This window comes from Paenibacillus whitsoniae (assembly GCF_003955665.1).
GTDB classification, from domain to species: domain Bacteria; phylum Bacillota; class Bacilli; order Paenibacillales; family NBRC-103111; genus Paenibacillus_E; species Paenibacillus_E whitsoniae.
The window spans coordinates 38,305-52,486 of sequence record NZ_RXHU01000034.1; the positions used below are offsets into that span (position 1 = coordinate 38,305).

The 14,182-nt window shown below is 44.9% G+C and carries 12 protein-coding genes; 2 read left to right on the plus strand and 10 right to left on the minus strand.

Translation table 11 applies throughout. The features are described from left to right. Positions 1–86: 86 nt before the first annotated feature. The 7 genes from EJQ19_RS12540 to EJQ19_RS12570 all read right to left on the minus strand — a co-directional run bounded on the left by EJQ19_RS12540 (position 87) and on the right by EJQ19_RS12570 (position 10,995). A complete protein-coding gene (locus EJQ19_RS12540) occupies positions 87–1,655 on the minus strand; it encodes a type 2 periplasmic-binding domain-containing protein (RefSeq protein WP_126141570.1) in 1,569 nt (522 codons plus the stop codon). 114 nt (positions 1,656–1,769) lie between these two features. Then, positions 1,770–2,651 (minus strand): carbohydrate ABC transporter permease, encoded by an 882-nt coding sequence (locus EJQ19_RS12545; protein ID WP_126141571.1) that lies wholly within the window; start codon positions 2,649–2,651, stop codon positions 1,770–1,772. 10 nt (positions 2,652–2,661) lie between these two features. Continuing rightward, on the minus strand, positions 2,662–3,642 hold the full coding sequence (locus tag EJQ19_RS12550; protein ID WP_241242874.1) for an ABC transporter permease: 981 nt from the start codon (positions 3,640–3,642) through the stop codon (positions 2,662–2,664). A gap of 102 nt (positions 3,643–3,744) precedes the next feature. Beyond that, positions 3,745–5,913: a glycoside hydrolase family 52 protein gene (locus EJQ19_RS12555; protein WP_241242891.1), complete on the minus strand. Its 2,169-nt coding sequence runs from the start codon at positions 5,911–5,913 to the stop codon at positions 3,745–3,747. 192 nt (positions 5,914–6,105) lie between these two features. Then, on the minus strand, positions 6,106–7,194 hold the full coding sequence (locus EJQ19_RS12560; protein ID WP_126141573.1) for a response regulator: 1,089 nt from the start codon (positions 7,192–7,194) through the stop codon (positions 6,106–6,108). Between the two features lie 3 nt (positions 7,195–7,197). Further along, a complete protein-coding gene (locus EJQ19_RS12565) occupies positions 7,198–9,000 on the minus strand; it encodes a cache domain-containing sensor histidine kinase (RefSeq protein WP_126141574.1) in 1,803 nt (600 codons plus the stop codon). A 60-nt stretch (positions 9,001–9,060) separates the two neighbouring features. After that, positions 9,061–10,995 (minus strand): glycoside hydrolase 5 family protein, encoded by a 1,935-nt coding sequence (locus EJQ19_RS12570; RefSeq protein WP_126141575.1) that lies wholly within the window; start codon positions 10,993–10,995, stop codon positions 9,061–9,063. Between the two features lie 128 nt (positions 10,996–11,123). Here EJQ19_RS12570 and EJQ19_RS12575 point away from each other — a divergent pair, with 128 nt between their 5' ends. Then, positions 11,124–12,059, plus strand: a complete 936-nt coding sequence (locus EJQ19_RS12575; RefSeq protein ID WP_126141576.1) for a helix-turn-helix domain-containing protein — start codon at positions 11,124–11,126, stop codon at positions 12,057–12,059. 12 nt (positions 12,060–12,071) lie between these two features. On the opposite strand, the gene EJQ19_RS33060 is transcribed toward EJQ19_RS12575, so the two are convergent. From EJQ19_RS33060 to EJQ19_RS33070, 3 genes are read right to left on the minus strand one after another with little or no spacing between them, the layout of a single operon-like run. After that, on the minus strand, positions 12,072–12,449 hold the full coding sequence (locus EJQ19_RS33060; protein ID WP_126141577.1) for a Beta-galactosidase C-terminal domain: 378 nt from the start codon (positions 12,447–12,449) through the stop codon (positions 12,072–12,074). Between the two features lie 13 nt (positions 12,450–12,462). Beyond that, positions 12,463–12,669, minus strand: coding sequence for a beta-galactosidase trimerization domain-containing protein (locus EJQ19_RS33065; protein ID WP_126141578.1), 207 nt, complete (start codon positions 12,667–12,669; stop codon positions 12,463–12,465). Between the two features lie 15 nt (positions 12,670–12,684). After that, a complete protein-coding gene (locus tag EJQ19_RS33070; protein ID WP_420901677.1) occupies positions 12,685–12,843 on the minus strand; it encodes a beta-galactosidase in 159 nt (52 codons plus the stop codon). Between the two features lie 304 nt (positions 12,844–13,147). Here EJQ19_RS33070 and EJQ19_RS12595 point away from each other — a divergent pair, with 304 nt between their 5' ends. Continuing rightward, positions 13,148–14,176: a GntR family transcriptional regulator gene (locus tag EJQ19_RS12595; protein ID WP_126141580.1), complete on the plus strand. Its 1,029-nt coding sequence runs from the start codon at positions 13,148–13,150 to the stop codon at positions 14,174–14,176. Positions 14,177–14,182: the final 6 nt, after the last annotated feature.

The window sequence follows — 14,182 nt, forward strand, 5'->3', positions numbered from 1 at the left end:
ACACCCCCAACTAATGTTTACGCTTTCATTTTTTTCATAAAACGGAATGTGAGAACTCACACTCCCACATTCCGTGTATTGCAATCCTACTTTTTCCCGTTCGCGTTATACCAATCCGTCGCTTGCTTCACCAGATCGTTACCGCCACGCGTCTTCCAATCCTTCACAAACTGATCGAAGTAATCTAGAGGTTGATTGCCCAAAACAATCTTTGCAGCTGTTTCAATGAACATTGTACCAGGAACACCGAACTCACCGATTTCCGGCTGTGTGGACTTGAACGTCGGAGCTCCTAATAAAAGATTCGGTTGTCCTTCTTTTTTGCCCACTGTAAAAAACTCTTCTAATTTCGCTACAGCATCAGCGCCAATCTGAACCTTCTTCAGTTCCGGGTTCCAACCTGCGAGGTTGAACATCTGGCTTCTCCACAGGATCGATTTGTCATCTGTATCTTTTTGTTTGTTATACGTGATTTTACCCGCTCCATCTTTAGTAAACGTATTACCAGGAACACCGAAATTAATAAATTCTTGACCTTCTTGCGTCACTAACCAATCGAAGAATTTGACGATTGCTGCTGGATCTTTTGCTTTTTTGGTCACGGAGAACGTTTTGTTGAAAGCGGAAATGCCAAATCCGGCATATTGAACGCCTGGTGCTTTAGGAGAAAGCAGTGGAGCTACTATAGCACCTTTGCCTGGCAGTGCTTTGTTCAATTTATCCTGCCAATCCCACGCGAGGTTAGGATCGTGAACCCATACACCAACTTGGTCATTTTGAATTTTTTGTTCCCATGTGTTACGCTTATTCGTCATAAATTCGCTGTCCAACAATTTCTCGTCATTCAGCTGTCTTAAATAGGCAAGCGCTTGTTTCATTTGAGGACTCGTATTGGAAGGAACCAGCTCCCCATTAACTAAACTAGCGCCGAATTCATTGGCCCCAAACATCCCTAATACCGTATCTAACCAGGTAAAATTTTCCCGTCCGGATAATGGGATTTCATCCTTTTTACCATTGCCGTTCGGATCTTTATCACGGAATGCACGCAACATATTCAAGAATTCGTCTGGTGTTTTAGGCGCTTCTTTAATCCCAACTTTATCCATCCAGTCCTTACGTACGTAGAACATCCGATTGACAGGCGAATCTCCTGCAGCTGATTCAGGTATTGCGTAAATTTTTCCGCCTCGCGTCACGCCATCCCATGCTGCTTTCGGGATGACCTTTTTCAAATTCGGTCCATATTTATCAATATACTCATCTAGGGCAACCAATTGATTGTTTGCAAATAGATCGCCGTTAACCCCGTAATCCATGATAACATCCGGCAATTCCCCACTCGCAAATTTCACCTTCTTAAGCTGTTCAGCTTGAGCGGCTGGCAAGAAGGTGATATCTAAGATTGTGTTCGTTTTCTCAGCCAAATATTTAATTGTAGGGTCTTCCATCGGATTGCCACCAGGAACAGGCTGATTATTGTCAGTTAACAACATGCTGAATTTAGCAGGTGCTTTCGGCGCTTCTGTACCTTTCGCAGTTGCAGCCGGACTAGTTGTCGAGCTACTTTCTGTTGCTTTAGTTCCACATGCAGCAAGTACACTGACCATCGATACAGCTACAGCTAAACTAACCCATTTTTTTGATGAATTCATTTCGGTATTTCCTCCCTTTTTGTGTACATCGCTGTAATTTATTATATATGAAGACTAGCGGAAAATGTCGAACGCATACGGCATGAAACATTTCCCAAGTGTCAACATAGCGACTTATTCTTTCACTGAGCCAAGAGTGGCTCCTTTCACAAAATGCTTCTGCAGGAAAGGATACAGAATGACGATCGGTGTTGTAGCGAGCACAATGGTTGCCATTTCAAGTGCCTTCGGAAGAAGCTTGCCCCCCGTATCACCAGCGACCGCAGCAGCAACATCATTAGAGCTCCCTGCAGCGATCAAGAAGTAAATGTACATTTGCAAAGTCTGAAGATGACGATCGTTAATGTAGAGCAGCGGAGCAAAGTAGCTATTCCAATGACCAACAGCGTAGAACAATAGCAATGTCACCATGATTGGTTTGGATAACGGAACTACAATTTGCCAAACGATCCGATAGTCATTCATGCCATCCACCTTGGCAGCATCAAATAGCTCCTCCGGCAAATTGCGGAAGAAGGTAATACACAGAATCATGTTGAATGCGCTAATTGCGCCTGGAACAATTAAAGCCCAAATGGAATTAATGAGGTGCAATTCTTTGACTACCAAATAAGTAGGAATTAAAGGAGCCTGGAAGACCATTGTAAAAATGATGAACAGCATGATGCCCCTGCGGCCTCTTAAATACGATTTGGACAGCGGATATGATCCCACAATCGTGAGTACCATATTGAGCGCTGTGGCAATCACGACTACTTTCACCGTCATCCAGCCAGCTCGCCAGAAAGTATTGTTGGCGACGACATATTTGAATTGCTGCAGCGTTGGCTCGACAGGCCAGAATGAAACTCTGGACTGTATGAGCGCATTATTCGAGGAGAATGAGCCGGCCACGACATGAAGAAGCGGCAGCAACGCGAGAAGACTCATGATTACCAACAATGTGATATTGAAGGCATCGAATGATTTCTCGCCCATGGATTGTTTGATTTTCATCGGAAGCCTCCTAGTATAAACTTTCACCCGTTGTTGATTTACTAATTTTATTCGCGCCAACCAAAAGAACAAAGCCAATTACCGACTTGAATAATCCGATTGCCGTTGTTATGGAGAATTGTCCGTTCATAATACCTAATCGGTAAGCATATGTGTCTAGAATCTCCCCAACTTCAAACGTAATGGGGCTTAAGAAGATGTATACCTGTTCGAAACCCACATCCATAACATTTCCAATTTTCAGGAGAAGGAGTATGGTTATTGCCGGAAGCAAACCCGGGAACGTGACATACTGGAATTGCTTCCAACGACCTGCGCCATCCATTTTCGCCGCTTCGTAAAGAGATGGACTAATACCCGATAGGGCAGCTAAGAAAATAATGGTGCTCCATCCCATCTCTTTCCAAATACCAGCCGATACAACAACGCTCCGGAAAGCCGAAGGCGATTGAAGGAAATCAAATGTCGGTAGTCCCACGCCTTTAAACATGTCATTTACAAGGCCGCTTTGTTCCGAAAGCATCATGTAAGCCAAACCGTATACGAGTGTCCAAGATAAAAAGTGAGGCAAGTACAGTACGGTTTGAACCGACCGCTTAAAGGCCATATTCCGAATCTCGTTCAATAGACAAGCTAGAATAATCGGCGCTGGGAAAGAAAACACAATCTGATATAGGCTAATCAACAACGTATTCTTAATTAAGCGAATGTATTGCGGATTTGAATACATCAGCTCAAACCATTGGAATCCCACCCATTTACTTTTAAGAAAACCTTCAAAAATATTGTAGTCCTTGAATGCAATTACACTGCCCAGTAAGGGTACATATTTAAACGTTATGAAATAGATAAATACGGGAATCAACATGATGTAAAGCGCACTATTTTTTCTGACAAATCCGATGAAACTAAGTTCTCCCGATCGCTTCCCACTAGCAACAGTAGACTTGATCGATTGGACCGATGCCACTCCTATCGTCTCTTTATTCAATGCTCCCACTCCTTCTCTCTGTATACTCCAATTATATAAATCATCATTCTACGGTCCTAGTAGGGAATCTTTCGAAGTTTATGGTAATCTTCTGTTCTTTTTTCAAGATTCGACACAATACGCGATGGTTCGATCTTCCAAGCTCGAGATCACCATAGGCACAGTCCCCTTTTCCCAATCCGCAAACAATAGAATGGGCACTTGAAGGGAACCTCGAATGGGGGCAAAAGATTTTGTCCCACGGACCGCATCATATACGAATCCTGCTGCTGCATCTAGATATCCGAACACGGCTACCCCTCTTGGATAGAAGCTCAAGCTGTTGCCGTAAAATGTTTCGAAGAACATCGCAAGTTGCTGCGAGTTCGTCGTACTTTGCCAGCTCCAGTAGTTTTCCGTGAGATGTAGAAGGTCCAGCCCTCGATATGCCGCAGCGATGTCTCGGAGCATATTCATGGAGATCCACCCCACCTTACGAGAATGGCTTGCCAGCCCTGGAACAAAGATACTCTTATCCTGCATATCGATATAACTGGTGTGACGGCAACCATATCGGCCCAATGTTTTCTCTGAAGCCAATGCCATATCACGATAGAGCCTTCCATCGCGCAAGCCTGTTTGATGACCGACCATATCGAGCAAAGATAGACCGTTAGGCGTGTATATATGATAGGCATCCCAACCAAGAAGCTCGCCTGTCTGAGGTTCCCCAGTCCATGGATCCACCGTGCCGTCCATCGTTCGTGATAGTGTAACGGCGTAATGGTCGTCCAGCCAACCGAACTCTTCAATCGTAGCAAGGGCGGTTTGGGTAAAATGATCATACGCCTGTAACTCCAGCACTCCAACGTGCCGCAAGATCTGAGTCCCAGCCTGAATTGCCGCCAAGGACTTCACACCTAAATATACTTGTTCAGAGCCATATTGAATGGCTGGCGATGCATCATCTACCGTATTGGCGCAGCCTTTGTCTGGAATTCCATTGCCCGTCGTATCACAACGAACAATAAAGTCCATTAATTGACGGATAAAACCCGCGTGTTGCACAATCGTCGCGTCTCTTCCTGTTCGTCTCCAATGCGTGTAAGCAAGCAAAATGTAATTCGTGCTCTCCTCGACTTCCATCTCATGGTGATAATACTGTTTCGTGCTATCGCCAAAAACACCCATATCGTGTGATAAAAATAAGGTGCCCTCACCTCTTGCTCCCAAGACTCGCTGACCATCTTTGCCGAACAACGGCCATTCATTCAGCTCAAGCTCTAGCAACTCTGGCCAGAAGGCTAAGTAGAAAGGTCCTTGCGTATATTCAACATCCACCGTGGAGTGGAAGTAACAATTCCCCTCCCACACGGTGAACCAGTCTTGGCCGTTATCCCTCACAACCCACCACGTATTCATTAACCAAGCGTGCAATGTTTGCGCCAACAATTTAGAGGTGGTATCACCTAGCGTGTGATTGGATATAATACGATCCACTTTGATCGAATTCTCTCGCACATCATCGGCATGCTGGATCGACCAACTCACGACCTGTTCCACATTCTCAAAGCGCGCTGTGTATTTGAAAGGGCAACGTTTCCCCAGAACGTTTAGCAGCGGTTGATCCCATACACACCAAGCGAGTGCAAGCGTCGTCCCTTTCCTCCCTTTGCGCAATGAGAACGGTGCCGTAATACACGCTCCATCCCACTCGCCTGATAAAATAGCAATGTGATCCTTGCAAGCAATTATTTCTTCATTAGAGCGGATTGCTTGACGATGGTCATCCTCTTCGTAAGGACGTAAAATCACCGAATTGTACGTCGTCTCAAGATGGCCTGACGCTGGATGAACTTGGAAGTCGAACCCTTTGCCCGAAAAGCCAAGAAACACCTTGCCTTTTACGATTTCGTCGTACTGTGCTGTCCATCGAAACGAAGAGGGTAATCGTTTCACTTCTAATTCCAAGTAAACAACCGGTACAGTACTGAAGAAATTATCTCTTGGCCGAAAAGGAATGCGTGCCGTCAGCTTTACATGAATCCCTGTTGTCGGGTCAATACCGCATAATGACATCGTCGTGGCCGTGATTTCTTGATCCATGAATTCGAAGGATTGCTCTTCACCAGCGAGAGGCAAGGTGATGATGCGGTCTCCCAGATCGATACCCGCATGAAGTTGAAGCGGTAATCCGGGATGGTTACCGTGTCTTACTAGAAAAGCTTGATGATTGGCTGGATCCCAGGCAAGTCCCAACCTTGATCCCAGCACTGTTAATGCATCTCCCATTAATTGCAATGTTCATTCCTCCTGAAAGTTCACATGTAGCGAAGTATAAATCCAATTATAAAACTAGCCTATTCCAACTGAAACTGGAGCAAGTTTCGATTTACTATGACAATCTTCGGAAAATCACGGCGTCTAAAAAAAACAAAAAAAAAGACCGTACCTCACCAGGCACGGTCCATCCCTTATTTTAAGTTAGGATTTCATACGTTTCTTATAGTCCAGCGGACTTAACCCGTAGTGTTTCTTGAACAGCTGCGAGAAGTACGTTACATCTTCATAACCTACTTGATTGGCAATCGTATAAATTTTCTCTGACGTTTCCATCAATAGATTTCGCGCTTCCTTCATTCGAATGGCTACGGTGTACGTTCCAATCGTCATCTCAGTTTCTTGCTTGAATAAGGTGCACATATAGGTTTTATTCATGGCGACATGATCCGCAAGATCCTGTAAGTTAATCTGATCACCATAGTGCTGATCGATGTAATGCTTGATTTTATGAATTACCTTCACCGATTGCTGATCGCGGATGCCTCGCATAGTGTCGACTAATTCGTTCGCACCTTCCTCGAGCCTCCGCACCGCGCATAATCGAAAATAGCTTCGAACTGCTTGAAGCGTAAGCGTCGCATCTCCGAGTCCAAAATCATTTCCTTCCTCAAGCTTCAAATTGAATCGTTCAGAGGAGAGTTCTTCGATAATTGTACTCAGCCATAAGTTGCTAAGCGGGTTCAGCAAGTTAAAGTTCCCTTCCACCCATCCTTCCAGCAACTCCAACGTCTCAACGATAAGTAATGGAAGTGTTTCCACATGCAGGGTGCGGATATGTTCGAGCCACTTGTCCACCATTTGCTTATGATGGGGCAACTTTCTTAGCATTAACTGAGCAGCATCACGATTGCGATCTTCATCCAGCCTCTCTTTAGCCTTATCCAAGGCACTGAAAAGAATTTCTTCATCTACAGGCTTCAGAATATAATCCAGAGCATGAAGCTGAATGCTCATTTTCGCATATTGAAAATCGTCATAACTCGAAACGACCAGGCAACGCACCCATGGATAACGTTGATTAACCTCACCGATTAAGGCCAACCCATCCATGACAGGCATCCGGATATCCGTTATACAGAGATCGACATAATGAAATTCCAGCCAATCCAAAGCTTTTGCACCGTTGGCTGCCGTACCTGCAACAACCGTTGTATGATTATAATTTTCTATGGATGCCGATAAACTATCTCGGATCAGGGAGGAGTCATCGACAATAAGTACACGTATCATCCGTTAATTCTCCTTTATCTTTTTGGGGAATATGACACTGACTCTCGTGCCTCCATCCTCTGAAACACGTTCAACCCGAATCCCGGTAAGGTTATGATGCGGGTAATACGTCTTGAGACGGTAGTGAACATTCAACATCCCGATCCGTGACAGCTGCAGAAATTCTTGTTCGGTCCTCACCTGATTGAGCGCTTCTCTGATCTCACTCAACTTCTCATTAGAGATACCAATTCCATCATCTTCAATATCGATGCGAATATAGTCGTGTTCATAACGGTAAGCTGTGATTTCCACACGCAACTTCTCACCTGTCATTTCGTAACCATGCTTGATACAATTCTCTACAATGGGCTGCAAACAGGCTTTAAGACACGCTGACTCCGCAATGTTATGATCGATTTGAAAATGAAACTCCAGTTCACCTGGATATAGGTTATTCATGATATGCATGTAATCTCGAATATGATTAATTTCCTCTTCTAGGGTAACCAAAGATTCTCTGTAATTCGATGTATAACGAAGCATATTGGAGAGGGCTACCGTTGACTTGCGAATCTGTTGATGCCCAGCCAAATTGGCCATTGCATTTATCGATTCTAACGCATTGTAGAGAAAATGCGAATTAATTTGCGATTGCAAGGCAGACAAGACAGCCTGCTGTTGGACCACCTTGGATTCCGCTAACAGATGAATTGAATCGTCAATCCGATCCAGCAGCAGATTGTATGTTTCCGCCAAATCCGCGACTTCATCCGTGCCTTTTACATCAGTTCGTATATCAAATCGACCAAGTTTTGTTGTATTTATCGTCCTACGGAGCAGCTTCATTCGTTTCGTAATGGAATGCGATACAAGATAGACGAGTACAATGGCACTGATTAAACTTGCCAAAGCTATTGCCATCGTCCAATTTCGAATCTCAATAATGCGTTCTGCCAAATCTCGATATGGCACAAATACGATAACATGCCAATTTACTTTGGGAATCGACTGATACACAATCATCTGTTGATGATCTTGATCATAGACATAGCCTGATGCCTGATGACCCATTTTCGCTAAAATATCTGCATCTAACTTCGTATCAATCATCTTCAAATCTGGGGCTGAAATAACACTTCCATGTTCATTCGTAATCAACGCTTGCCCATTTCGACCCAGCTCAATCTGATTAAGAATCTGCTGAGTCGGCATTAAGGAGATATCAACAGCCAGGTATACGGTTTGTTCATTATATATGATCTTTTGCACATAGGTAAGGATGGGAAGCTCGATGCTTTTTCTGTTACTATTTTTGTAATCTTGACGCAATTGAACAAAGGACTGCATGCGTCTCGAATCTGTCAAACGCTCCATAAATCCTGATTTTAGAAAAGAAAAATCCGTATCCAAAACGGTATCCATATTACTATTGCGATATACGATCTGATTTCCATTTTCATTATAAAGCACAATTGAAAGCGTTTCCTGATGAAAGTTAATGTAGGGCTGGATAATTCGATTTTCCATATCTTTAATTTTACTGTAATTGCTATACGAATCGCCTGGCTGTACGTTCGCCCAATCCTGAAAGTCCAGACTCAAAATCAACATTTGAAAAAATTGCTCATTATCATTAATATAACGCGTTAAATTTAACGTCGCTTGCTTCAAAATTTGATTGCTGAAACGCTGGGCATCGGATTCAATCGCTCGTGCGCTTTTGTAATAACTGAAGCTGCCAATCGTAATAACAACCAAGATGACAATGCATGAGATCATGAGAATGAGCTTCCATTGCAAGGAACTTTTGATAAAGTTGTACAACAAGGATGCCCTCCTTCCTTTCTATCTAGCATGCATTATACACCTTAAATGGTTACTTGTTTAGTATTGTTTGAACTGAAGGATAACAGCATCATTGGCGGCCACTTTTACGGTAGATCCTCCCTCGCCATGCTGTGGATCTCTGCCGTACAAACTTTCGCCAACTTCCCAACCCTCTCTCAGGATTAGCGATACCTCTCTTGCATCGGGTGAATAATTTATCAGCACACAAATTCGTATATGAGAACTAAGTGCATGCTCGGTTACCCCAATGTGTGGCTCCTTAACTTGAACAACCCTATTACTGCGTACGTCCCTAGAAATTACTTCATACAATTTCCAGTATGGATAAAGCTCTGGAGTGTAGCTTACCCCTGGTTGTGTAGACATCGCCAACTCCAGTGGCAGTGCGCAGAAATACACAGTTCCCTTGCCATAAGTTGCTTTGGTCAGAACTGGATTGCCATCCGTTTCCACGGCTAAAACTTCAGCACAATCATTGCTGAAATCCAGTTTAAATGTGCTTGGAATTGACAATGGAATGTCGCCGTGCTCATCTTGAAGGATCGCAATGGCTTCACTTGCTCTCCGACTGCGATTTTGCACGGTTAAGCCCGTTAACTCGGAGAAATTGAGCATGTATCCATCGTTCGAAGATACATAAAGAGTTGCTCCCTGACGAACTTTATTCAGCAACTGCTCCCAACGCTGCTTCGGTACGCCATATACGCCTGTTACACAAGGCAGCATATAGAAATTAGCATCCGGGATCGGTTGATCCTCGAATCGGAAATCGATATCAAAGCCCGTTTGCTTCGCTAATAGAAAGGCTCCGATGGCTGTTGCCCAATGATCCTGTGTACTGTTTAGGATACAAACCGCCTCAACACTGTGTGCAGGTAATTTCCCAAACGGCATATCTTGAATGACTTTTTTGAGAGTGCCCATCTCTTGAAGCGCAGGCTTTATTCGCCCTACTTCTGTTATTAGGCCAAGTTCACCTTCGCAAGCTACCCAATCATAGGGTGCATGATTAAGCTTCGTTTGATCATTTGCACACCACCATAATAAGCCTGGTAGACCATGTGCCCACTGAGATAGCATGCTTGTACGGGCAAATGCTGCAGCGACTTCCTCACTGCACACCATTGGACCCATGGTCCCCATTTCTTCAGCGAAGCAAGGTTTCTCACCAATTTGCGCATACAACAGACTTTCCATAGTGGCGTGAATCGTTGGACGCATAGAAGTCAATGGATCAAAATCCATATATGGCGTCCAGAATGGGTATGGGTGTGTTGTTAATATATCGGTGAGCTCCCCTTGATCCTGCATCGTCCAGTTGCCCTTTGCCTGCAGGCTGTGCATGCCCGAAATAAGCGGTCGCGTTGCATCAGCGGCCTTAATCGCGTTCGCAACCGACGCTGTCCATACGAAAGCTTCTTCCTGGGAAGCCACTTTTCCCATCACATTACACTCGTTCCCAAGGTCCCACGCAATGATAGTGTCATTATGTTTCATATGATTCACGAAATATCGCACGAAACGAACCTGCCAGCGGATCGCGTCGGGATCGGTCAAAATCGCTTTGCCTCTTAGTGCTGGCGGGACGAATAACCGACCGCTCATCCATCCTGTAATCAAGCCAACTATTAACTTGATGTCATATTTCTTTGCGATTTCCGTAAAAGCCTGGAATCGCTCCATCATGACAACGGACATCCCTGCTCTCCCAGCCTCAGTATCAGGAAGTCTCTCTTCCCCAAAGCGGTAACCGAAGTGTTGGCCTTCACCCGAGTACATATTCTCAATGGGTTGAAAGTCGGGCCACAGCGGGAATACACGAATAACCTCAATGCCCGCTTGGGATAATCTTTTCAAATCGATTTCCACTTGCTCCGGCATCCAGTCCGACCACATCGCGGTTCCAGCATGTGAGGCCCAATAATTACAGCCAACAAAAAAAGTGCTTGGCAGATCTAGTAAATGATTCATGATAAGTTCCCCCTAAAAGAAATGAATGATTGCATATCCTAAGCGTACAAAATATCCATTACTTACTCTATAATAGAACTATCAAAAAATATAACGATTCTATTTATCAGATCTGAGGGGACTAGTTCGTGATTCAAATTAACCAACCTTATTTTGAGCAAAATAAAAACCAAAGCGGATTGCGCGATATTGATCGACCTTTCTATGTTGGTATCCAAAATACGGAAGATGAAGGGTACCAAATCGCTTCACATTGGCATTATCATATGGAAATCATCTACGTCTCAGCAGGAAATGCTTGGATAACGATTGGTAATGAAAGCTTTGAAGCTACCGCGGGCTCGTTTATTCTCATTCATCCGTGTGAAGTTCACAGTGTCAGGATTGCAACGAATCAACCCTCCAGACACTATGTCATTGGCTTTGATTCTGAGTTGTTGAACCCAATGCCGCAGCTTGCTTTCGAGTTGCAGTATTATTTGCCATATACGACTCCCTTGTACGGACTTCAAAAATGGATTCAACCTGAATCCACTGACCTAGCTCCCTTACACGCATTAGTCGAGAATATGTACAGGGAATATCAGGCCAAGGCATTTGCCTTCGAATTAGCAGTGAGCTCCAGCATTTACAAACTCATTCTCTGGCTGCTTCGCTATCAGCGCACGCTTTTTTCCCCATCTGCTGCTGAGAATATCATCGATGACTCGGTCAAAATGGCTGCTCTTCGAGAGGTCCTCATCACGATTAATGAGAATAGCTCTCTGCCGATTACGGTTGAAGAAGCTGCCAAGATGTGCATGATGAGCTACAGCCAATTTGCTCGGTTCTTCAAACAGGTAATGAATACCACATTCACACAATACGTCATGTTCATCAAAATACGAAGAGCCGAGCAGCTTCTGCTCGACCACACGAAAAGTATAACGCAAATTGCATTAGAGACTGGTTTTCAAACTTCCAGTTATTTCATTAAACATTTCAAGCGCATCAAAGGCATTTCTCCAAAACGGTATCGAAAGGAGCGGTTGCATTTGGAGGTGGGTGCAGTTAAATCGCTGTAGTTTCAGTAGACATTAAACCCGCTGTACCCTCCTGACTCCGTAAGGTTCTATTTCTATTTTGCCTGCTACTATTTCTGTTGTAAGGCAATTTCGGACAGATTCCTTAAACTCAACGAACTGGGAATGGGACGTATAATTGAGAAATATCGCTATCTCTCCGCTGGGGTGATTTCTCGTAACGACTTCTACTTCCGCAGGGGCATGAACCCAAAACTCTAATGGATCGATAAGAGGAATATTATTTAATAGCTGGTCCGTGTTTTCCTTTGTGAAAAACGTGCCAAAGTAAATGACCTCACCTCGCCCAACCTTATGTCGAACTATGGCTGGACTGTCTTTATAATAATCTGTTGTATATCGCGCTACAACCTTTGTTTGCGGTGAATCCACTTGCAGAATTTCATTAAGGCATCATATATGCACGGTTCGATCGGTCCTTATATCCGCTCCTTGGGCCCATCACTAAGGTCCCCCCTTGTTCTACATAAGCGGATAACAAGGCTGCATCCTCCTTGTCTAAAAGTTGAGCATTTGGGGAAAACAGTACTTTATATTTATACAAATCACCCTGTTGTTCTATTACTTGTATGGAAATCAGATCCGTTAACACATGCCACTCATTTAATTACTGATAGATGGCTTCTTCAAGTCTTCTATGTGGTTGATTGCCATAATGATTCAAACCATGCCATAAAGTTTCTGCACCAAATGTACAAGTCCGCCATCGAAAAAACAATACACTATCCGCTCCATGCGCGATAGATTGCCACGCCCAAAGACGCATTTGGCCAGGTTTAGGCGTAACTTGTAAATAATCGCCAAATCCCTGTTGATTCAACACACTGCCTGACTGTCCCCCCAGGTCCTGCCTGCTGTTGCCTACTATCTTTTCCGTAACGCAGTAGGATAATCTTAATTATCCTTTAGGGAACAATCTGTTTAACGGTTTATGGAACATTTCTATTTATATATGGAATTTGACACAGAAGCAGCAGTATTTCCTCATAGACACATCCCAACTTAAGTGGTATTATATTGGTATTAAATAAATTTAATATTGGTCTTATACGAATGGTGGTCCCCCCGGGATGAAGAAATCTCCGCTTTTGAAAGAAAAACTAACCGCACAGCTTCGCGAGCAAATCCAGACACTACAAACCGACCAGCTCGTCAAAATTCCTTCGGAACGCGACCTGTCCGAAAGCTTTGAAGCGAGCCGGGTCAGCGTGCGCGCAGCGATTCAAACGCTAGTTCAGGAAGGCCTGCTCGTTCAACTTCAGGGCAAAGGCACGTATATCGTTCCCTCTGTTCATGTGGACACGCTCTATCTGATGCGTTCGCCGGACATCAAAGGAAATGACCCGTACTATACCAATTTCCTCGTCGAAATTACGAATTTGGCGGCGAAGCAAGCGATCCGACTATCGATGGTTAATCCGGAAGGGCCGTTGGATGCAGCTGTGAAGGGGCCGATCATCGTCATCGGTCAAATGGACGACGCCAAGCTCGATGAGCTGAAGGCTGCGACCGGCCAGCTGTATGCGGTTCAGCGGTATGCCCATCGCGAGGACATCGTCCAGATTTACTACGATGACTACCGCATCGGCAGCAAAGCTGCTAAGACGCTGTATGACGCCGGACACCGTAACTTCACGCTGCTGGCCGGGCCGGACAAGTACGACTCTTCCCGGCTTCGCAAGCAAGGTTTTCTCGCCTATGCCCAGCAAGTCGGGATAACCGTCCAGATCATCACGGACAAAATGAACTGGGAAGGCGGCAGGCGCGCCGCCGACCAACTCCTCACCGGCGAGCTGCCCCACGCGATTTTCGCTGTGAACGACTGGATGGCCGCTGGTTGTCTGCAAGGGCTGCGCGAGCACGGGCGCAAAGTGCCGGACGACATCTCGATCATCGGCTGCGACGATATTCCGTTGGCCTCGCAAATTTCACCGAGACTCACGACGTTCTCGCTCGATGCCAAGCATCTCGTTGAAGAGCTGCTTTCTGTCATTCATCGGGGCAGTCGCACGCAAGCCCACGGCACACACGAGCAAATGATTCTCACGGCCGCTCTCATCCATCGCGAGTCGGTCTCCACCACAACCCATAAGGAGTAGATCCCA

Coding starts and splice junctions, on each gene's coding strand:
- EJQ19_RS12540 (WP_126141570.1), bottom strand. CDS start 1,655: ATGAATTCATCAAAAAAATGGGTTAGTTTAGCTGTAGCTGTATCGATG.
- EJQ19_RS12560 (WP_126141573.1), bottom strand. CDS start 7,194: ATGATACGTGTACTTATTGTCGATGACTCCTCCCTGATCCGAGATAGT.
- EJQ19_RS12570 (WP_126141575.1), bottom strand. CDS start 10,995: ATGAATCATTTACTAGATCTGCCAAGCACTTTTTTTGTTGGCTGTAAT.
- EJQ19_RS33070 (WP_420901677.1), bottom strand. CDS start 12,843: ATGCGTCTTTGGGCGTGGCAATCTATCGCGCATGGAGCGGATAGTGTA.
- EJQ19_RS12555 (WP_241242891.1), bottom strand. CDS start 5,913: ATGGGAGATGCATTAACAGTGCTGGGATCAAGGTTGGGACTTGCCTGG.
- EJQ19_RS12545 (WP_126141571.1), bottom strand. CDS start 2,651: ATGAAAATCAAACAATCCATGGGCGAGAAATCATTCGATGCCTTCAAT.
- EJQ19_RS12595 (WP_126141580.1), top strand. CDS start 13,148: ATGAAGAAATCTCCGCTTTTGAAAGAAAAACTAACCGCACAGCTTCGC.